The 18,838-nt window shown below is 72.3% G+C and carries 18 protein-coding genes; 14 read left to right on the plus strand and 4 right to left on the minus strand.

Going from position 1 to position 18,838, the window contains the following annotated elements; genetic code table 11:
• The first annotated feature begins 13 nt into the window (after positions 1-13).
• From DEJ50_RS30365 to DEJ50_RS30390, 6 genes are all read left to right on the plus strand, one after another.
• Positions 14-1,162, plus strand: a complete 1,149-nt coding sequence (locus DEJ50_RS30365; RefSeq protein ID WP_150211258.1) for an LLM class flavin-dependent oxidoreductase — start codon at positions 14-16, stop codon at positions 1,160-1,162.
• Positions 1,159-2,409 (plus strand): alpha/beta hydrolase, encoded by a 1,251-nt coding sequence (locus tag DEJ50_RS30370; RefSeq protein ID WP_223837964.1) that lies wholly within the window; start codon positions 1,159-1,161, stop codon positions 2,407-2,409. The genes DEJ50_RS30365 and DEJ50_RS30370 overlap by 4 nt, the downstream gene beginning before the upstream one ends.
• Before the next feature lie 81 nt (positions 2,410-2,490).
• Entirely contained in the window at positions 2,491-3,903 is a 1,413-nt protein-coding gene (locus DEJ50_RS30375; RefSeq protein WP_150211259.1) for a DUF6421 family protein, read from the plus strand.
• A 26-nt stretch (positions 3,904-3,929) separates the two neighbouring features.
• On the plus strand, positions 3,930-4,697 hold the full coding sequence (locus tag DEJ50_RS30380) for an SDR family oxidoreductase (RefSeq protein WP_150211260.1): 768 nt from the start codon (positions 3,930-3,932) through the stop codon (positions 4,695-4,697).
• Positions 4,694-5,755 carry a threonine aldolase family protein gene (locus DEJ50_RS30385; RefSeq protein WP_190345071.1) on the plus strand — a complete coding sequence of 354 codons (1,062 nt, stop codon included), beginning with the start codon at positions 4,694-4,696 and terminating at the stop codon, positions 5,753-5,755. Before DEJ50_RS30380 ends, DEJ50_RS30385 begins: the two co-directional genes overlap by 4 nt.
• A 42-nt stretch (positions 5,756-5,797) precedes the next feature.
• On the plus strand, positions 5,798-6,397 hold the full coding sequence (locus tag DEJ50_RS30390; RefSeq protein WP_150211262.1) for a transglutaminase-like domain-containing protein: 600 nt from the start codon (positions 5,798-5,800) through the stop codon (positions 6,395-6,397).
• Positions 6,398-6,557: 160 nt separating this feature from the next.
• Here the strand turns inward: DEJ50_RS30390 and DEJ50_RS30395 are convergent, their stop codons facing one another.
• Positions 6,558-7,817: an MFS transporter gene (locus DEJ50_RS30395; protein WP_223837965.1), complete on the minus strand. Its 1,260-nt coding sequence runs from the start codon at positions 7,815-7,817 to the stop codon at positions 6,558-6,560.
• Between the two features lie 24 nt (positions 7,818-7,841).
• Here DEJ50_RS30395 and DEJ50_RS30400 point away from each other — a divergent pair, with 24 nt between their 5' ends.
• Complete coding sequence (locus tag DEJ50_RS30400) at positions 7,842-8,378, plus strand: CGNR zinc finger domain-containing protein (protein WP_223837966.1); 537 nt, start codon at positions 7,842-7,844, stop codon at positions 8,376-8,378.
• Positions 8,379-8,483: 105 nt separating this feature from the next.
• Positions 8,484-9,677 (plus strand): alginate lyase family protein, encoded by a 1,194-nt coding sequence (locus DEJ50_RS30405; protein ID WP_150211263.1) that lies wholly within the window; start codon positions 8,484-8,486, stop codon positions 9,675-9,677.
• A gap of 16 nt (positions 9,678-9,693) precedes the next feature.
• Here the strand turns inward: DEJ50_RS30405 and DEJ50_RS30410 are convergent, their stop codons facing one another.
• A complete protein-coding gene (locus DEJ50_RS30410; protein ID WP_150211264.1) occupies positions 9,694-10,422 on the minus strand; it encodes a lysophospholipid acyltransferase family protein in 729 nt (242 codons plus the stop codon).
• Positions 10,423-10,699: 277 nt separating this feature from the next.
• On the opposite strand from DEJ50_RS30410, the gene DEJ50_RS30415 reads away from it, so the two are divergent.
• The 5 genes from DEJ50_RS30415 (at position 10,700) to DEJ50_RS30435 (ending at position 15,133) form a co-directional block, all read left to right on the plus strand.
• Positions 10,700-11,026: a TlpA family protein disulfide reductase gene (locus DEJ50_RS30415; protein ID WP_223837967.1), complete on the plus strand. Its 327-nt coding sequence runs from the start codon at positions 10,700-10,702 to the stop codon at positions 11,024-11,026.
• 134 nt (positions 11,027-11,160) lie between these two features.
• Positions 11,161-11,685 (plus strand): flavin reductase family protein, encoded by a 525-nt coding sequence (locus DEJ50_RS30420; protein WP_150211266.1) that lies wholly within the window; start codon positions 11,161-11,163, stop codon positions 11,683-11,685.
• Positions 11,686-11,865: 180 nt separating this feature from the next.
• A complete protein-coding gene (locus tag DEJ50_RS30425) occupies positions 11,866-12,651 on the plus strand; it encodes an electron transfer flavoprotein subunit beta/FixA family protein (protein WP_150211267.1) in 786 nt (261 codons plus the stop codon).
• A gap of 60 nt (positions 12,652-12,711) precedes the next feature.
• Complete coding sequence (locus DEJ50_RS30430; RefSeq protein WP_150211268.1) at positions 12,712-13,674, plus strand: electron transfer flavoprotein subunit alpha/FixB family protein; 963 nt, start codon at positions 12,712-12,714, stop codon at positions 13,672-13,674.
• Positions 13,675-13,834: 160 nt separating this feature from the next.
• The gene (locus DEJ50_RS30435) at positions 13,835-15,133 is read left to right on the plus strand and encodes a DUF6986 family protein (RefSeq protein ID WP_150211269.1); all 1,299 of its coding nucleotides are present in this window, start codon (positions 13,835-13,837) and stop codon (positions 15,131-15,133) included.
• Positions 15,134-15,168: 35 nt separating this feature from the next.
• On the opposite strand, the gene DEJ50_RS30440 is transcribed toward DEJ50_RS30435, so the two are convergent.
• Positions 15,169-17,469 (minus strand): WD40 repeat domain-containing protein, encoded by a 2,301-nt coding sequence (locus DEJ50_RS30440; RefSeq protein ID WP_190344782.1) that lies wholly within the window; start codon positions 17,467-17,469, stop codon positions 15,169-15,171.
• A 177-nt stretch (positions 17,470-17,646) separates the two neighbouring features.
• Between DEJ50_RS30440 and DEJ50_RS30445 the strand changes: the two genes are divergently transcribed.
• Positions 17,647-17,841, plus strand: coding sequence for a hypothetical protein (locus tag DEJ50_RS30445; protein ID WP_150211271.1), 195 nt, complete (start codon positions 17,647-17,649; stop codon positions 17,839-17,841).
• Here the strand turns inward: DEJ50_RS30445 and DEJ50_RS30450 are convergent.
• Positions 17,838-18,824 (minus strand): LacI family DNA-binding transcriptional regulator, encoded by a 987-nt coding sequence (locus DEJ50_RS30450; protein WP_223838192.1) that lies wholly within the window; start codon positions 18,822-18,824, stop codon positions 17,838-17,840. The two genes, DEJ50_RS30445 and DEJ50_RS30450, sit on opposite strands and share 4 nt — an antisense overlap.
• Positions 18,825-18,838: the final 14 nt, after the last annotated feature.

The following is an 18,838-nucleotide window of genomic DNA, read 5'->3' on the forward strand; positions in this document are numbered from 1 at the left end:
CCTGGAGGCACCGTTGAAATTCTCCGTCATCTTCGAAGCTCAGCTGGCAGACCCAACCGTCGAACGCGAGCACCAGGTCATCCGCGACTGCGTTGAGCAGGCCGTTCTCGCCGAACGCATGGGCTTCGACCGCATCTGGGCGGTCGAGCACCACTCGCTGAAGTGGTACGCCCACATGAGTGCTCCCGAGATCTTCCTGACCTGGGTCGCGGCCAGGACGAACACCATACGCATCGGCCATGGCGTCGTGTGCATGCCCTTCAACTTCAATCACCCGGCCCGGGTGGCCGAGCGGGCCGCCATGCTCGACCTCCTCTCCGGAGGCCGCCTCGACCTCGGCGCCGGCCGGGGCGGAACCGAACAGGAGACCTCGCTGTGCGGGGTTGACCGGAACCGCACCACCCAGGAGGTGGAGGAGGCCCTGCGGATCATCGGCAAGGCCTGGCAGGAGGAGGAGCTGGAGTACCACGGCGAGCTGATTGACATCGATCCCCATCCGATCCTGCCGCGCCCCGCGCAGACCCCGCACCCGCCGCTCTTCCTGGCGTGCAGCCGCGAGGAGACCCTGGTGCAGGCCGCCGAGCTCGGCATCGGCGCGCTGGTCATGGGCTTCGCGGGGCCGGAATCGATCGCCGGGATGCGGGCGGTGTACGACCGGGCGATCGCGGGGCGGGACGGCAGCCGGCTGGTCTCCACCGTGGTCAACGACCACTTCTCGGTGCTCTGCCCCACCATCGTCCTGGACGATCCGGACGAGGCCCGCCGCATCGGCATCCGCGGCCAGCGCTTCTTCGCCCAGTCCATCGGCCATTGGTACGGGGGCGCCGGCATCCCCGACGAGGCGGTGGTGCCGGGCGCCGACGAGGCCGCCGCCATGCGGCAGGCCGCCGAACAGGTGGTGGCCCGGCTGCACGAACAGAACATCCCGGTCCGGCCCACCTCCACGGCCACCTTCCGGGCGGACCACGCCTACGGCAGCGCCGACGACGCGATCGCCTACGTGGAGCGGCTGCGGGACGCGGGCGCCGACGAGATCATGTGCCTGATCCAGATGGGCACGGTGCCGCAGGAGGCCTGTCTGGAGACCCTGCGGCAGTGGGGCGAGAAGGTCATCCCGCACTTCCGCGAACCGGTCGCGGCCACCCCCGGGAACCGGGCATGAGCGGGCTCGGGCGTCCTGGCGGGGCCGATCCGGAGGGGGCGGGCGTCCACGCGGGCGCGCCCGACGGAGCCGCAGGGGCGCATGCCAGCCGGGCGGATGTCGGCCAGGCGGATGTCGGCCGGGCGGATGTCGGCCGGGCGGATGCTGCCCCGGCCGACGGCGTCGGGGCCGATCGTGACCGGCGGAGCGCCGGCGCTGTGCTGCCGCCCGCGTCGGGCTCCGTGCCGGAGCCCCCGGCCCGCTCCGCTGCCGCCGACCGGCTGGACCCGGGGGCCCGGCCCTTTGTGGCGGCCCTCGCCGCCGTCTTCCCGGACGTGGGCGGAAGCGTCACCGACGCCGCCGAGGCCCGCCGCATCCTCGCCGCCGCGCCCCCGCTGCCCGGGCTCCCGCCCCGGGTGGGCGCCGTGGAGGACCGGACCGTGCCCGGGCCGCCCGGAGCCCCGCCGGTGCCGGTCCGGGTCTACCTGCCCGACCCCGGGGAATGGCCCGGCCCCCGCCCCACCGTGGTGTTCGCCCACGGCGGCGGCTTCGTCCTCTGCGACCTCGACACCCACGACGGCACCGCCCGCACCCTCTGCCGGGCGGCCGGCGCGGCCGTGGTCTCGGTGGACTACCGGCGCGCCCCCGAGCACCCCTTCCCGGCCCCCGTGGAGGACGTCCACGCCGCCCTCTGCTGGGCCGGGGCGCACCTCGCCGAGCTCGGCGGCGACCCGGACGCCCTGGTCGTCGCCGGGGACAGCGCGGGCGGCAGCCTCGTCGTGGCCGCACTGCTGCTCGCCGCCGAGCGCGGCGGACCGCCGGTCGCGCTCCAGGTGCTGATCTACCCCGCACTGTCCGCCGCCATGGATTCCGGTTCGTACACCCGCAACGCCGAGGGCTACTACCTCACCACCGCGCACCTGCGCTGGTTCTGGCAGCAGTACCTCGGCCCGGCGGGCGACGGCCGGGACCCGCTGGCCTCGCCGCTGAACGCCGCCCCCGAGGCCCTGGTACGCCTGCCCGCGGCCCATGTGGTGGTGGCCGGATGTGATCCGCTGCACGACGACGGGACGGTCTGGCACCGGAAGCTGACCGCCGCCGGTGTCCCGTCGGCCCTTGACGACCACCCCGGGATGTTCCACGGTTTCCTCGCACTGTCCCGCGCACTCCCGGCGGCCCGGACCGCATGGGAAAGACTGGGCGGAGCCATCGCTTCCACCGTGAAACACGGGAAGACTTCCGGTGGATCTGGGGGGTCGGCAGGATAATTTTCGGCATCCCCTCTTGAGCAGGAGAGCCTCGCATGCATACGCTGTCTTGACGTGAGGTTCTCCTGTGGAGGAAGTGACATGACGGAAACTCTTGTGCCGGGAATCGGCGGGGCCGCGATAACCGCCGGTGCGCGGGTGGTGGACCACCCCGCGTGGCCCGCGCTCAAGGCCGCCGTGGAAGAGATTCGGCCTTGGCAGTCCAAGGACGGTTCGATCGACTTCGAGGCGGAGGGCGCCCCCGCCCCGTCCGTCGCCCAGGACGCCGTGATCCGGGTGATCGCCGCCGTCGAGGAGCTCTCCCCGCTGCTGCCGCACGCCACCGCGTACCACCAGGCCCTCGTCTCCGACCTGCGCAAGTGGGCCGAGACCGGGTTCCGGGTGCCGGACTTCCTGGACTCCCTGCTGGCCTTCCAGCCCGCCGCCGAGCGCGCCGACGGCCTGCAGCACCTCGTCGTGTTCCCCATGTACACGCAGAACGGCAACCCGGACCGCAACCTGGAGGCCGTCGCGCTCAAGATGGTGTGGCCCGAGTGGCTCGCCGAGCTGGAGCGCACCCGGTACGACAACCCGCTCTTCCTCGGCATCACCTTCGAGGACTTCACCGCGGGCTACGACACCAACTCCGCCGTGCTCTTCCCGGAGACCATCGCCGTCCGCGAGGCCCCCGAGCGCTTCACCTGGGGCGGCATCTTCTGCGACCGCGAGGCGGCCCGCTTCCGCAAGGTCACCGAGGCGGCCGTGGAGACCCTGGGCATGGAGCTGCCCGCCGACATCGCCGCGATGATCACCGACCAGGAGCGCTGCGAGAAGGCCTTCGTCCTGTGGGACATGGTCCACGACCGCACCCACAGCCACGGCGACCTGCCGTTCGACCCCTTCATGATCAAGCAGCGCCAGCCGTTCTGGATGTACGGCCTGGAGGAGCTGCGCTGTGACCTCACCGCCTTCAAGGAGGCCGTGAAGCTCCAGGCCGAGGGCAACGAGCACGGCCGCGACGTCCAGTACGCCGTGCTGTTCGACCGGATGTTCCGCTTCCCGCTCACCGGCGACCGGGTCCGCAACTACGACGGCCTCGGCGGCCAGCTGCTCTTCGCCTACCTGCACAAGCACGATGTGGTCCGCTGGACGGACAACAAGCTGCGCATCGACTGGGAGCGCGCCCCGCAGATCACCAACCAGCTGTGCGGTGAGATCGAGGACCTCTACCGGGCCGGCATCGACCGTCCGAAGCTGGTGCACTGGTTCAAGGCGTACGAGCTGGTCTCCACCTACCTGGCCCCGCACCCGGGCTCCAAGTGGGCCAAGGGCCCCGACGCCCTCGACCTGACGCAGCCGCCGCGGAAGCTTGTGGACGACGTGCTTCCGGACGAGTTTCCGCTCAGCATGTTCTTTGAGGCGCTCGCCAAGAAGCTCAAGGGAGTGATCGCCTCCACGAAGGGCATCACCGCGCGGACCGAAGAGACCCAGCAGAAGGCCGAGGCCGCCGCGTGAGCCCTCGCCCACAGGAGGCTTACAGCATGAACGGCTCCGGGAACGGCAACGGGAACGGGAAGCTCAGCGGAGCAGTGGTGGCAGTGGCCGGGGCCGGCGGGCCCGCGGGCCGCGCCGCCCTGATCCGGCTCGCCGAGGCGGGCGCCGTGGTCGTCGCGTCCGACGCGGACCCGGCCCGCCTGGCCGAGGCCGTGGACGCGGCCCGCTACGCCCACGGCGGCGCCACCGTCACCGGGGACACCGTGGACCTCCTCGACCTCGATGCGACCAAGGAATGGGCGGCCCGCACCGAGAAGGAATTCGGGCGGATCGACGGCCTGGTCCATCTGGTCGGCGGCTGGCGGGGCAGCAACTCCTTCACCGAGACCGACCTCGGGGACTGGGACTTCCTGGAGAAGCTGCTCATCCGCACCGTCCAGCACACCTCGATCGCCTTCCACGACGGCCTGCTCCGCAGTGACCGCGGCCGTTACGTCCTGGTCAGCCAGGCCGGTGCGCACAAGCCGGTGGCGAACAACGCGGCGTACAACGCGGGCAAGGCGGCGGCCGAGGCCTGGACCCTGGCCATGGCGGACTCCTTCCGCAAGGCCGGGGGCGAGGACGGCCCGCGCGCCGCGGCTGCGATCCTGGTCATCAAGGCACTCGTGCACGACGCCATGCGCGCCGAGCGTCCGAATGCGAAGTTCGCGGGTTTCACCGACGTCAAGGAACTGGCCGAGGCCATTGCCGGCGTCTGGGAGCGGCCCGCCCCGGAAGTGAACGGACAGCGTCTGTGGCTCACCCCGCAACCCTGAGGACCGATGCCCGCCGGCACCACGACCCGGCGGTGCGCGGTTTCGCGAGCGACAACTATGCGGGAGTGCACCCGGAGGTCCTGGCGGCCATCGCCGTCGCCAACGAGGGCCACCAGGTCGCGTACGGCGAGGACGAGTACACCGAACACCTGCAGAAGATCATCCGCAGCCACTTCGGCCCGTACGCGGAAGCCTTCCCGGTCTTCAACGGCACCGGCGCGAACGTCACCGCCCTGCAGGCGATGACCGACCGCTGGGGTGCGGTGATCTGCGCCAAGACCGCCCACATCAACGTGGACGAGGGCGGCGCGCCGGAGCGGATGGCCGGCATCAAGCTGCTGGCCGTCCCCACCCCGGACGGCAAGCTCACCCCCGAGCTGATCGACCAGGAGGCCTGGGGCTTCGAGGACGAGCACCGGGCCATGCCGCAGGTCGTGTCGATCACCCAGAACACCGAACTGGGCACGGTCTACACCCCGGAGGAGATCCGGGCGATCTGCGAGCACGCGCACGCGCTGGGCATGAAGGTGCACCTCGACGGCGCCCGGATAGCCAACGCCGCGGCCTCCCTGGACGTGCCGATGCGCGCGTTCACCAATGCCGTGGGCGTCGACGTGCTGTCGTACGGCGGCACCAAGAACGGCATGATGTTCGGCGAGGCCGTGGTGGTGCTCAACCCGGACGCGGTCCGGCAGATGAAGCACATCCGCAAGATGTCGATGCAGCTGGCGTCCAAGATGCGCTTCGTCTCGGTGCAGTTGGAGGCGCTGCTCGCCAAGGACCTGTGGCTGCGCAACGCCCGGCACGCCAACGAGATGGCGCAGCGGCTCGCGGCCGGTGTGCGCGCGGTGGACGGGGTGGAGATCCTCTACCCGGTCCAGGCGAACGCGGTGTTCGCGAAGCTGCCGCACGAGGTGTCGCGGCGGCTCCAGCAGCGCTACCGGTTCTACTTCTGGGACGAGGCCGCCGGGCACGTCCGCTGGATGTGCGGTTTCGACACCCAGGTGGAGGACGTGGACGGCTTCCTCCAGGCGCTCAAGGAAGAGATGGCGCGCTAAAACATAGGCATGTGAAAATCTGCATAGGTATGCTCCTGGATCATGGAACTGATCCAGGAGCATTCCGATGTGTCCGCCTACCTCGCGGCGAATGAAGCCGTCGACCATGGGCATCCGTTGGTCCAGGAGACCGCCGAGGCCCTCTGGGCCACGACCGGCGACGCATATTCATACGCCAAGGTGGCCTTTGAGTTCGTCCGGGACACCGTCCCGCACTCCGCCGACTCCGGGGACCCGAGGGTCAGCTGGCGCGCCTCCGACGTGCTCGCCACCCGCAATGGCATCTGCTACGCCAAGTCCCATGCGCTCGCCGCCCTGCTGCGGGCCAAGGGCATTCCCACGGCGCTCTGCTACCAGCGGCTGGCCGAGGACGACGGGTCCGGTGCGGTGGTGCACGGGCTGGTCGCGGTGCTGCTGCCCGGCGAGGACCGCTGGGCTCGGCAGGACCCGCGGGGCAACAAGCCCGGCGTGGACGCCCGGTTCGCCCTCGACCGCGAGCAACTCGCCTTCCCCGTACGCCCGGAGCTCGGCGAGATCGACTACCCGGAGCTGTACGCGGCCCCGCACCCGGCCGTGCTCAAGGCGCTCCGGGAGTCCGCTGACCGGCCGGAGCTGTGGCGGAACCTTCCGACGGGGCTGTAGGCCGTCTCTTCCGGATCTTGCTCCCCCAGCTACCGCTGGGAGGTGCCCCCAGACCCGCGCCGCCCGGCACCGCACCTCGCCGCGTTGTCGAGGCACCCGAGGACGTCCAGTAATCGGGAGCCTCTCCGCCTTGCGATGCACGACACCGGGCGACGCGGGCTTAACCGGCAAGATCCGAAAGAGACGACCTAGCGGCACCCGCAGTCCGGGCCGCCCCGGGCCGCACCGACACATGCAGGGCCGCGGCGGCCAGCTGGAGCCCGGCGATGGCGAGCACCAGCACCTGGGGCGGCGCGCCTGCGGCGAGCCCCACCAGGGCCGCGCCGGCCGAGGCCGCGGTCACCTTCAGCCCCGCGCCGAGGGTGAACACCTGGGTCCGCACCGCCTCGGGGGCGTACCCGGCCCGGATTCGCAGGGTGGCCGTCAGCAGCGGCCCGTCGCACACCCCGGCCACGGCGAAGCCCACCGCGGCCACCGGCAGCGAGGGCGCGAACGCCGCCCCGGCCAGCGCGACCCCGGTTCCCGCCAGGGCCCAGCGGGCCAGCAGCCCGGGGGCGAACGGGGACCGGACCGCGCTCAGCCGCGCGATGCCGAGCGAGCCGGCCAGGGCGCCGAGGGCGAAGGCCGTCATCAGGACCCCGCCGGCGCCGGGGCTGCCCAGCTCCGTCGCGAACAGCACCGAGGTCGTGGTCAAGGCCCCGATCCCGACGAAGGCGAGGGTGGTCGCACCGGTGATCGCCCGCAGCTCCGGGACCCGCCAGAGGGCCACCAGCCCGGCCCCGAGCCCCGGCCCGGCGGGTGCCGCCGCCCCGCCCGGCTCCGGGCGCTCGGGCCTCGCGTACCGCAGGGTGGTGGCGCATACGGCGGCCAGCGCGCCCGAGCCCGCCAGCAGCCCCATCGCCGGGCCCGGCGAACCGGTGGCCGCGACCAGGCTCACCGCCGCCGGCGCGGTCACCGCAGCCGCGTTGTAGGTGGAGGCGTCCCAGGCGTAGGCGCGGTCCCGCCCGGGCCCGGCCGGGACCAGCCCGGCCACCAGGCTGGACAGCCCGCCGGTCACCATCGGGCCGCAGCACCCGCCGGCCACCGCCACGGCCAGCACCACCGGGGTCGGGGCCCGGCCCAGCAGCACCGCCAGCGTCGCCACCGCGGTGGTGAATCCGGCCAGCGAGCCGACGTAGAACAGGCGTGGCCGCCGCACCCGGGCCGCCGCCGCGCCCGCCACCGGGGCGGCCAGGACGTTCGGCGCCAGCCAGGCGGTCAGTACGAAGGCGCCGTACGCCGCGTCACCCGTGCGCTCCAGGGCCAGCAGCACCAGGGCGATGCCGACCCCCTCCGAGGCGAAGCGCGCGGCCAGGGCGGCTGCCAGATAGCGTCCGAAGCCGGCCTCGGTGTCCCCGCCGCCCATGCGTAACGTCTTCATGGCGTAAGACGTTACAGTCGGAGGGTGAACGGTTTCCACCCCGCGCAGCGGCTGATCGATCTCGCCGAAGCGGTCCGCACGGACCCGCAGGCCCCCCGGGAGGCCCTTGCGGCCCTGCTCGCCCGGCACGGCGAGCGGCCGGCCGACCTCACCGAGACGGCCTTCTCCGCGGCCGACGCCGCCGAACTGCGGGACGCCGCCCGCCGGATGGGCCAGGTGCTCGCCGAGACCGACGCCGACCTCGCCGCCGAGGCCCTCAATGCCGTGTTCGCGGACTGCGGCGCCCGGCCGCGCCTGGTCCGCCACGAGGACCACCCCTGGCATCTGCATGTGGACCGGGAGGACGCGGGCTGGGGCAGCTGGTTCCTGGCCTCGGGGGCGCTCGCCCTCGCCCAGCTGCTCACCGCCCATGGCCGGGTGGCCTGGGGGGCCTGTCCGGCGGCGGGCTGTGGCCGTTACTTCACCGGCACCGGCCCCGGCAGCCCCCGCCGTTACTGCTCCACCGGGTGTGCCACCCGGGAGCGGGTCGCGGCCCACCGCCGCCGCAAGCGGGAGGCCTGAGGGCCGGAGGTGATAGGAAACTTTCTTGTCGGTTGACGTTGTCAGGTTGACATGAGCATGAGTATCTTCGGGCCGCCGGAACCCCTCCTACCGGAAGGCCCCCCCATGCGTTTCGGACCCCCGGCCGGGCTCGCCGCCCTGGCCCTCGGATTAGCAGCGACCCTGGTCCCCGCACCCACGATCGCCGCCCCCTCCGCCCAGGCCGCTCCCGCGCAGTTCACCCACCCCGGTGTCCTCAGCAGCCGGGCCCAACTGGACTTCGTACGTGCCAAGGTGCAGGCCGGCGAGCAGCCCTGGAAAGCCGCGTTCGACCAGATGCTCGCCAGCGAGTACGCCTCACTGTCCCGTACGCCCAAACCGCGTGCGATCGTCGAATGCGGCTCCAGCTCCAACCCCAACCACGGCTGTACCGACGAGCGCCAGGACGCCGTCGCCGCCTACACCCAGGCCCTCGCCTGGTACATCACCCGCGACGCCAAGTACGCCAAGAAGTCCATCCAGCTGATGGACGCGTGGTCGGGGGTCATCAAGGACCACACCAACAGCAACGCCCCGCTGCAGAGCGGCTGGTCCGGCTCCACCTGGCCGCGCGCCGCCGAGCTCATCAAACACACCTACACCGGAGGCTGGCCCCACCAGGGCCGCTTCGCCACGATGCTGCGGAACGTCTATCTCCCCGAGGTGGTCAACGGGGCGCCGCGCAAGAACGGCAACTGGGAACTGATCATGATGGACGCGGCCATCGGCATCTCCGTCCACCTCGACGACAAGGCGAGCTACGACAAGGCCATGGGCATCTACCTCGGCCGGCTCCCCGCCTATCTCCACCTGAAGTCCGACGGTGCCCAGCCGAAATACCCGCCGCGCTCCTCGATCGACACCAGGAGCGAGCTGATCACGTACTGGCACGGCCAGGACACCTTCGTCGACGGCCTCGCCCAGGAGACCTGCCGGGACTTCGGCCACACCGGATGGGGCATCGCCGCCGCCCTGCACGTCGCCGAGACCTCACGCATCCAGGGCCGCGACCTCTACCCCGAGCTCAAGGACCGGTTCCGGCACGCGCTCGGCTTCCACGCCCGCTACGCGCTCGGCGAGGCCGTGCCCTCCTGGCTGTGCGGCGGCACGGTCACCCGGAGCCTCGGGCCGACCACCGAGGTCGGCTACAACGCCCTGGGCAACCGGCTCGGCATCCCCATGGAGAAGACCCGGCAGCTGACCGAGAGCCGCCGCCCGGCCGGCGCCGACAACTACTTCGTGGCCTGGGAGACCCTCACCCACGCCAAGAACCCGAACTAGCCGGCCTGGGCGGCGCTCAGGACGCGCCCGCCTCCTTGACCTGCGCGGGGGTGGGCGCGGTGCCGCCCAGGTGGGCCGGCAGCCACCAGGAGTCCTCGGTGCCCTTGGGCCGGGCCGGGTAGGCGCGCTGGGCCGCTTCCAGCAGCTCCTGCACCCGCTCGCGCAGACGCCGGGTGATGGCACCGGCGTACTGGTCGGTCGGTGCCTCGATGGGCTCGCCCACCCGCATCGTCACCGGGATGTGGCTGCGCTTGAGGTCCTTGGGGCGGCCCTTGGTCCACAGCCGCTGGGTGCCCCACAGCGCCACCGGAATCAGCGGCACGCCCGCCTCCTGCGCCATCCGCGCCGCGCCCGACTTGAAGCTCTTCAGGGTGAAGGACTGCGAGATGGTCGCCTCCGGGAACACCCCGATGATCTCGCCGTTGCGCAGGGCGGTCAGCGCCTGCTGGTAGGCGGCCTCGCCCTGGGTGCGGTCCACCGGGATGTGCTTCATCGCCCGCATCAGCGGACCGGAGACCTTGTGCCGGAACACCGACTCCTTCGCCATGAAGCGGACCAGCCGCTTCGACGGCCGCGCCGTCAGTCCCGCGAAGATGAAGTCGAGGTACCCGATGTGGTTGGAGACCAGCACCGCCCCGCCCTTGCGCGGGATGTTCTCGGTGCCCTTCATGTCGATCCGGATGTCCAGCGCCTTGAAAAGGGTGTGCGCGGCGCCGATCACCGGCGGGTAGACGAGTTCAGCCATCGTGGGGACATCCCGCTTTCTGCCTGGGGAGGTGGGAGGTGCTCCCGGCTGTAGGTGCTGCTGTGAGGGTGGTGTGGCCGCGGCTGCCGTGACGGCCGCCGGATCACAAGTTACGCACACGTAGGTTACGTGCATGGGGATCGTGCCCCATACGCGCCCGCCTGGCCAGTCCCGGCGCCGGTACCAGGGGAGATTCTCGTCACGCCGGGAATGCGGCGCGTACCGGGGGCGCTCGGATCACCGTACGAGCAGGCCGGCGGCAAGGAGGGCGGCGCAGGTGGGAACAGAGCGGGACGGACGGCGGCTGGGGGCGGGGGACCTCGGTGCGGCCCCGGGGGAGCGGGCCACCCTGGTCCAGTTCTCCAGTGCCTTCTGCCGGCCCTGTGTGGCCACCCGGCGGATCCTCGCCGAGGTCGCGGCCATGGTCGAGGGCGTGGCCCACATCGAGATCGACGCCGAGGAGCGGCTCGCCCTGACCCGCAGCCTCGGGATCGAGCAGACCCCGACCGTGCTGGTGCTGGACGCGGCCGGCCGGATCGTCCGCCGGGCCGTGGGCATGCCCCGCAAGGCCGATGTGATCGCCGCCCTCGGGGCTGCCGTGTGAATTCCGATGCGCGACCGCCGGTGCACGCGCCCGCGCCGCTAGTGACACGCCTGACATCTGGCAACAGCCGCTTGACGACGCCTGTCGGTGATCGCCAGGCTGGCGGGACGCGGTACGAACAGAAGGACTTTCAGATGACGGCGCCGTCCGTGCTCGCCACCACCCAGCTGGGCTCGCCCGAGCTGCTCCGCTCGGTCTTCCGGCAGCATGCCGCGGGCGTAGCGGTGATCACGGCTGCCGATGCGGCCAACCGGCCCGTCGGCTTCACCGCCACCTCCCTGAACTCGGTCTCGGCCGATCCTCCGCTGCTGTCCTTCTCGGTCGGCACCGGCTCCTCCAGCTGGCCCGTGCTGGCCGGGTCCGAGTACCTCGGTGTCCACATACTGGGTGAGCACCAGCGCGATCTGGCACAACTGTTCGCCCGTAGCGGAGCGGACCGGTTCGGTCCGGAGACCGCATGGCGGCCCGGGCCGCACGGAGTGCCTTTGCTGGACGGGGTGTTGGCCTGGCTGGCGTGCCGGGTGGTGGCCCGGGTTCCGGCGGGGGAGCACCGGGTGGTCATCGCGGAGGCGGTTGCGGGGGATCCTCTGGGGGAAGGCCGAGGTCAGGGGCGTCCCCTGCTGTATCACCAGGGGCGCTTCAACGCTTTGCGCGACTGAATCGTCCCGTTGCCCAGGTCACAGTCGACCGACCTTGCAACCTGGCGAAACGCACGCTGTACTGACGAGTAACATTTCGGTCGGAGCGCGGACCGCCCCGACCGGGAGACGGCCGACAAGGCGCCTATGCTGCCCACACAAGGCAGCAGCCAGAAAAGACGATGCAGTAGGAGAGCCGGCGTGAGCTTGAGGATCGTTGTCTGTGTGAAGTACGTGCCCGACGCCACCGGCGACCGGCACTTCGCCGATGACCTGACCGTGGAACGCGACGACGTCGACGGCCTGCTGTCGGAGCTCGACGAGTACGCCGTCGAGCAGGCGCTGCAGATCGCCGAAGAGGCCGACGACGCCGAGGTCACCGTGCTGACGGTCGGTCCGGAGGACGCCAAGGACGCCCTGCGCAAGGCGCTGTCCATGGGCGCCGACAAGGCCATCCACGTCGAGGACGACGACCTGCACGGCACCGACGTCATGGGCACCTCGCTGGTGCTGGCCAAGGCCGTCGAGAAGGCCGGCTACGACCTGGTCATCACCGGTATGGCCTCGACGGACGGCACCATGGGTGTCCTCCCGGCGATCCTGGCCGAGCGTCTGGGCGTCCCGCAGGTCACGCTGCTCTCCGAGGTCAAGGTCGAGGACGGCACCGTGACCGGCCGCCGTGACGGCGACTCCGCGAGCGAGCAGCTCGAGGCGTCCCTGCCGGCCCTGGTCTCCGTGACGGACCAGTCGGGCGAGGCCCGCTACCCGTCCTTCAAGGGCATCATGGCCGCGAAGAAGAAGCCGGTCGAGTCCTGGGACCTCGAGGAGCTGGAGATCGAGGCGGACGAGGTCGGCCTCGAGGGCGCCTGGACCGCGGTGGACTCCGCGGCGCAGCGTCCGGCCCGCACCGCCGGCACGATCGTCAAGGACGAGGGCGAGGGCGGCAAGCAGCTGGCCGAGTTCCTGGCCGGCCAGAAGTTCATCTAAGAGCTTCGGCCATCACCACCACCGCCCCCTCATACTTCGCAATCGCAGGAGAGCAGTCCCATGGCTGAAGTTCTCGTCTACGTCGACCACGTGGACGGCGCCGTCCGCAAGCCCACCCTCGAGCTCCTGACGCTCGCCCGCCGCATCGGCGAGCCCGTCGCCGTCGCCCTGGGCGCCGGCGCCGAGGCCACCGCGGCGACCCTCGCCGAGCACGGCGCGGTCAAGGTCCTGACCGCCGACGCGCCCGAGTTCGCCGAGTACCTCGTCGTCCCGAAGGTGGACGCGCTCCAGGCCGCGTACGAGGCTGTTTCCCCGGCCGCCGTACTCGTCCCGTCCTCCGCCGAGGGCAAGGAGATCGCCGCCCGTCTGGCCGTCCGCATCGGCTCCGGCATCATCACCGACGCCATCGACCTGGAGGCGGGTGACGAGGGCCCGGTCGCGACCCAGTCCGCCTTCGCCGCGTCGTTCACCACCAAGTCCCGTGTCTCCAAGGGCACCCCGGTCATCACCGTCAAGCCGAACTCGGCTCCGGTGGAGGCCGCCCCGGCCGCCGGTGCCGTCGAGGCGCTCGCCGTCTCCTTCGGCGCCCTGGCCACCGGCACCAAGATCGTCTCCCGCACCCCGCGCGAGTCGACCGGCCGCCCCGAGCTGACCGAGGCCGCGATCGTGGTCTCCGGCGGCCGTGGCGTCAACGGTGCCGAGAACTTCCACATCATCGAGGACCTCGCGGACTCCCTCGGTGCCGCCGTCGGCGCTTCCCGCGCCGCCGTCGACGCCGGCTGGTACCCGCACTCCAACCAGGTCGGCCAGACCGGCAAGTCGGTCTCCCCGCAGCTGTACATCGCCTCCGGCATCTCCGGCGCGATCCAGCACCGGGCCGGCATGCAGACCTCGAAGACCATCGTGGCCATCAACAAGGACGCCGAGGCCCCGATCTTCGACCTGGTCGACTACGGCGTGGTCGGCGACCTCTTCGCGGTCGTCCCGCAGCTGACCGAAGAGATCAAGGCGCGCAAGGGCTAATCGCCTGACCTGCGCAGACAGTCGGTCCCGGGGCCGCGTGGTGATGCTCACCACGCGGCCCCGGGCCGTTTGCTGCAAGCATTGACTGAGCGGAATGCCCTGACTAAATTCTGCTATGCGGATCAATGCTTCCGTGAAGCGGAAAAGAGGAGAGTGCAGGATGGGTCAGCAGGAGAAGGTGGCGACGAGCCTCGCAGGAGCGGTCAGCGAGGGCATCAGCGCTTCCCTCGCCCCGGTGGACGCGGAACTCGCGCGCCGGTACCCGGGCGACCCCGGCACCCGCCAGCCGATCCACACGGTCTACGTTCCCGGTGACGTCTTCGCCGCGGACACCATCCGCAGCTGGGGCGACCAGGCCCTGGCCGCCCTGGACGAGCACGCCCCCGACGCCGGCACCTTCGGCAAGGTGCTCGGCATCGACGACGCGCGCGCCGCGACCGTCTACGAGCGGGTCCGCGCCAAGCTCGCCAGCGAGCCCATCGAAGACCTCCGCATCGACTTCGAGGACGGCTTCGGCGTCCGCTCCGACGAGGAGGAGGACCAGGCCGCGGCCCGCGCCGCCCGCCTCGTCTCGGAGGCCTACTCCAACGGCACCAACGCGCCGTACATGGGCATCCGCATGAAGTGCATGGAGTCCAACGTCCGCGACCGCGGCCTGCGCACCACCGACGTCTTCCTCTCCGGCCTGCTCGCCCACGGCGGCCTCCCGGAGAACCTGGTGCTGACCCTCCCCAAGGTGACGTACGCCGAGCAGGTCTCCGCCTTCGTCAAGCTGCTGGAGGCCTTCGAGACCACCCGCGGCCTGCGCCCGGGCCGGATCGGCTTCGAGATCCAGATCGAGACCAGCCAGTCCATCCTCGCCTCCGACGGCACCGCGACGGTGGCCCGGATGATCGACGCCGCCAAGGGCCGCGCCACCGGCCTGCACTACGGCACCTTCGACTACAGCGCCTGCGTCGGCGTCTCCGCCGCCTACCAGTCCAGCGACCACCCGGCCGCCGACCACGCCAAGGCGATCATGCAGGTGGCCGCCGCGGGCACCGGCGTACGGGTCTCCGACGGCTCGACCAACGTCCTGCCGATCGGCACCACCGAGCACGTCCACGAGGCCTGGAAGCTGCACTACGGCCTGACCCGCCGCGCCCTGGCCCGCGCCTACTACCAGGGCTGGGACATGCACCCGGGCCACCTGCCGACCCGCTACGCGGCCGTCTTCACCTTCTACCGCGAGGGCCTCGAGGCCGCCGCCGCGCGCCTGAAGGCGTACGTGGCCAAGATCGAGGGCGATGTCATGGACGAGCCCGCCACCGCCAAGGCACTGGCCGGTTACCTGGTCCGCGGCCTGGACTGCGGGGCGGTCGGCTCCGACGAGGTCACCGCCCTGACCGGGCTGAGCCGCGCCGAGCTCGACGCGTTCGCGATCCCGCGCCGTTCGGCCACCCTGACGGCGACCGCCTGAGTGTGACCGCCGGAGTGACCGGCCCGGCCCCGTTCTCAGCGGGGCCGGGCCGTCGCCGTCTGCGGATCCGGCAGCACCCAGCGCCGCAGGGTGCCGTCGTCCCCTGACGCGGCGAGCAGGCTCCCGTCGGGGGAGAAGGCGACGCCCCACACCGCGGAGGTGTGCCCGGTCAACGGCAGGGCGACGGCGGGCCCGCCGGTCCGGACGTCCCACAGTTGGGCGGTGCCGTCGGCGCCCGCACTGGCCAGCAGCCTGCCGTCGGGGGAGAAGGTCAGTCCGTACACCGGGCCGCGGTGCCCGACGAGCTGCCGGCCGAGCGTCGGCCGGGAGGTGAGGTCCCACAGCCGGATCTCCCCGCCGAGGTCGCCGCTGGCCAGCAGGCCGCCGTCGGGGGAGAAGACGATCGTGCGTACCTCCGAGTCGTGGGCGCTCAGAGCGGACTCGACGGGTGCCGGCAGGGCCAGCTCCCACAGGGCCACGGACCGGTCCGTGCCGACCGCCAGCCGTCCGTCGGCGGACATGGCAACGGGGGACGCGCCCCACACCCGCTGGGGGGCGACGTCCGCCAGCTCCTGGGCGGCGTTGGTCCGGACGGTCGTCCACGCGCCGTCCCGGCCGGCCACGGCCACCAGGACGCCATCGGCCCGGAATGCGACGTTCGACATCAGCGACACGGGATGGACCATCGGGTCCCGCCGGGCCGTGCCCGCGGTCCACAGCCGCGCCGGGCCGCCCTCCTCGGGGAACTCCAGTCCCCAGGGGTCGAATCCCGGCACCGCCAGCACCTCCGGCAGCGGCTCGCAGGTCTCCGCGTCCAGGGTCAGCACGGTCCGGTCCGCGGTGTGGACGAGGAGTCGGCCGCCGTCCGGGGAGAAGACCAGCCGGCGCAGCGGAGCCCCGGTCCGGCTGCTCACGGCCGGCAGGGCCACGGCGTGCCCGTCGCGCAGGGCCGCCGACAGGGCGGCCGAGGCCAGGGACGCCGGGCGCTCGACGACCGGGCCGCGCCGGTGCAGCAGGACGGTCCTGTCGTCGCCGGCGGTGGCGAGCAGCCGGCCGTCAGGGGAGAAGGCGACGGCATTGACGGCAAGGGTGTGTCCGGTCAGCGGTGGGCCCGCCGGGAGTCCGGTGGACGTGTCCCACAGCCGCACCGTCCGGTCTCCACTGGCGGTGGCGAGCAGCCGGCCGTCCGGGGAGAAGGCCACTGCGTTCACCGCGCCGTCGTGCCCGGCCAGCGGCGGCCCGAGGGGCCGGCCGGTCGCGACGTGCCACAGCCGGGCGGTGGTGTCATGGCTCCCGGTGGCCAGCAGGCGGCCGTCGGGAGAGTAGGCGAGGGCCTCCACATTGTCCGAGTGACCGGCCAGGGCCGCGCCGACCGGACCGCCGGAAGCGATGTCCCACTGCTGGACGTCCTCGAACCCGGCGGCGACCACCAGCAGCCGGCCGTCCGGGGAGAAGGCCAGTGCGTCGGCCCGTCCGCTGTACCGGGCGCCGGCCGGGCCCCGCCGGACATCGGTGCAGAGGTCCACCACCGAGAGGTCCGGGTACTCCATGGCTGCACCGAGCAGACGGCCGTTCTCGGTGAAGGCCAGGCCGCCGGCCAGGCGGCGGTCCTGCCCGCGAAGCGGAGCGGGCATGAGCGTGCCGGTGTCCCACAGGTGCGGGCGGCCGTCGTCGGAGAGGGAAGCCAGCCGGTCCCCGTCCGGGGAGAATCCCACGTGGAGCACCGCGGTGGTCTCGTTGCCGCTCGTCAGTACGCCCTCGGCCCGGCCGGCGGCCGTGTTCCACAGCCGTACCGACCCGTCGTTCCCCGCGGACGCCAGCGTGCGGCCGTCGGGGGAGAACGCGAGCCGCCACACCAGACGGGTGTGGCCCACGAGCCGGTGGGCGATCGCGAACTCGGCCTCGCCGGCCGCGGTCGCCGGCGGGGACGGAACCGGAGGCGTGGCAGCGGGCGGGGCAGTGGGCGTGACAGCCGTTGGGGCAGTGGGCGGGGCCTCCCGCCGGGTGGTTTCGGCTTCGAGGGCGGCCAGCGCCCGCCACCGGCGGCGCCAGGGCTCCAACTCGGCCGAATTGTGCGGCGGAATGGGGCGCTCCTGCCCGAACTCGTCGTAGGAGTGCAGGATCCGGACGAGCCCCATGAGCCGGTCCAGCCCCGGCAGCCGCTCTCCGCGGAACGCGTCGCTCTGGGTGGACACCGGAAGCCGGATGCCCGTGGCGGACTTGGCCGCGCGCGCGGCCAGATCGCGGTACGACCGATTGCCGCGGTCCAGGCGCAGTTTGCGCAAGTCCGCCGCGAACGCCGCGAGTTCTTCGGTGAATGCAGGCACGGTGTTCATCACCGCACAGGTTAGGGGCGGTGACGGCGCGCCGCCGGACGATTCCGAACAGGGCGGAACGAGACCGGTGCCCGGCGGATTCCGGCGGATTCCGGCGGAGTCCGGTGGTGTCCGGGGATGATCCGGATTCGTCCGGCGGATGCCCCGTACCACCCCGGCCGGCGTTGTCATCAGGGCATGACCACAGCTCCGGGCGGGGAACCGCCCTTCCTGACCCTGCACACCGCCGTCGTCCTGTTCGGCTCGCTCTTCATCGGCCTGGTGGCCGGCGGCCTGACCTTCCTCGGCGGCAGCGGTGCCGCGCTGTCGGTACTCGGCGGGCTGACCGCCGCCGGCGTCAGCGTGCCCGTACTGCGCGGGCTGATCCGTTAGACCACCGGCGGCAGTTCGCCCGAGCCGCGGGGGATCAACCGGGTGGGGAGTTCGATGCGTTCGGGAGGCAGCGATGCGCCCGACAGGCGGCGGAAGAGGCGGTCCGTGGCCACCCGGCCCAGGGCCGCCGCGTCCTGGGCGACCACGGTGACCCCCGGCCGCAGCAGGTCGGCCAGTTCGAAGTCGTCGAAGCCGACGAGGGCGACCGGCCGGCCGGCGGCGGCCAGCACCCGGACCAGCGTCACCGTCACCCGGTTGTTGCCCGCGAACACCGCGGTCACCGGGTCCGGCCCGGCCAGCATGGCCACCGCCGCCGCCGAGACCCGGTCGGCGGCGGTGGAGCCGAGCGCGACCCAGGACTCGTCCACCGGCAGGCCGGCCCCGGCCATGGCCGCGCGGTAGCCGCGCAGCCGTTCGGTGGCGGTGTGGATGCGGGGGTGGTCGCCGATGAAGCCGATCCGGCGGTGGCCGTGGGCGATCAGATGGGCCACCCCCTCGCGGGCGCCGCCGAAGCTGTCCGAAAGCACCACGTCCGCGTCGATCCGGCCCGCCGGGCGGTCCACGAACACGGTGGCCACCCCGGCCCGGATCTCCGGTTCCAGATAGCGGTGGTCCTCGCCGGCCGGGATCACGATCAGGCCGTCCACCCGGCGCGCGCACAGCGCCAGGGCCAACTCCCTTTCCCGGTCCGGGTCCTCGGCGCTGGAGCCGTTGATCAGGAGCGCGCCGTGCGCCCGCGCGACCTCTTCCACGGCCCGGTTCAGCGGGCCGTAGAAGGGGTCCGCGAGGTCCTCCAGGACCAGGCCGACGGTGGCGGTCCGCCCTTTGCGCAGCACCCGCGCGCTGTCGTTGCGGCGGAACCCGAGGGCGTCGATGGCCTCTTGGACGCGCCGCTCGGTGTCCGGGGTCACCCCCGGCTCGCCGTTCACCACCCGGGACACCGTCTTCAGGCCCACCCCGGCGCGGGCCGCCACGTCCTTCATCGTCGGCCGGTTGC

Source organism: Streptomyces venezuelae (assembly GCF_008642295.1).
In the GTDB taxonomy this organism is placed as follows: Bacteria; Actinomycetota; Actinomycetes; order Streptomycetales; family Streptomycetaceae; genus Streptomyces; species Streptomyces venezuelae_C.

Excerpts from the sequence above, each read along its gene's own strand:
- DEJ50_RS30370 (WP_223837964.1), top strand. The coding sequence starts at position 1,159 with ATGAGCGGGCTCGGGCGTCCTGGCGGGGCCGATCCGGAGGGGGCGGGC.
- DEJ50_RS30375 (WP_150211259.1), top strand. The coding sequence starts at position 2,491 with ATGACGGAAACTCTTGTGCCGGGAATCGGCGGGGCCGCGATAACCGCC.
- DEJ50_RS30380 (WP_150211260.1), top strand. The coding sequence starts at position 3,930 with ATGAACGGCTCCGGGAACGGCAACGGGAACGGGAAGCTCAGCGGAGCA.
- DEJ50_RS30390 (WP_150211262.1), top strand. The coding sequence starts at position 5,798 with ATGGAACTGATCCAGGAGCATTCCGATGTGTCCGCCTACCTCGCGGCG.
- DEJ50_RS30395 (WP_223837965.1), bottom strand. The coding sequence starts at position 7,817 with ATGAAGACGTTACGCATGGGCGGCGGGGACACCGAGGCCGGCTTCGGA.
- DEJ50_RS30405 (WP_150211263.1), top strand. The coding sequence starts at position 8,484 with ATGCGTTTCGGACCCCCGGCCGGGCTCGCCGCCCTGGCCCTCGGATTA.
- DEJ50_RS30410 (WP_150211264.1), bottom strand. The coding sequence starts at position 10,422 with ATGGCTGAACTCGTCTACCCGCCGGTGATCGGCGCCGCGCACACCCTT.
- DEJ50_RS30420 (WP_150211266.1), top strand. The coding sequence starts at position 11,161 with ATGACGGCGCCGTCCGTGCTCGCCACCACCCAGCTGGGCTCGCCCGAG.
- DEJ50_RS30430 (WP_150211268.1), top strand. The coding sequence starts at position 12,712 with ATGGCTGAAGTTCTCGTCTACGTCGACCACGTGGACGGCGCCGTCCGC.
- DEJ50_RS30435 (WP_150211269.1), top strand. The coding sequence starts at position 13,835 with ATGGGTCAGCAGGAGAAGGTGGCGACGAGCCTCGCAGGAGCGGTCAGC.
- DEJ50_RS30440 (WP_190344782.1), bottom strand. The coding sequence starts at position 17,469 with ATGAACACCGTGCCTGCATTCACCGAAGAACTCGCGGCGTTCGCGGCG.
- DEJ50_RS30445 (WP_150211271.1), top strand. The coding sequence starts at position 17,647 with ATGACCACAGCTCCGGGCGGGGAACCGCCCTTCCTGACCCTGCACACC.
- DEJ50_RS30450 (WP_223838192.1), bottom strand. The coding sequence starts at position 18,824 with ATGAAGGACGTGGCGGCCCGCGCCGGGGTGGGCCTGAAGACGGTGTCC.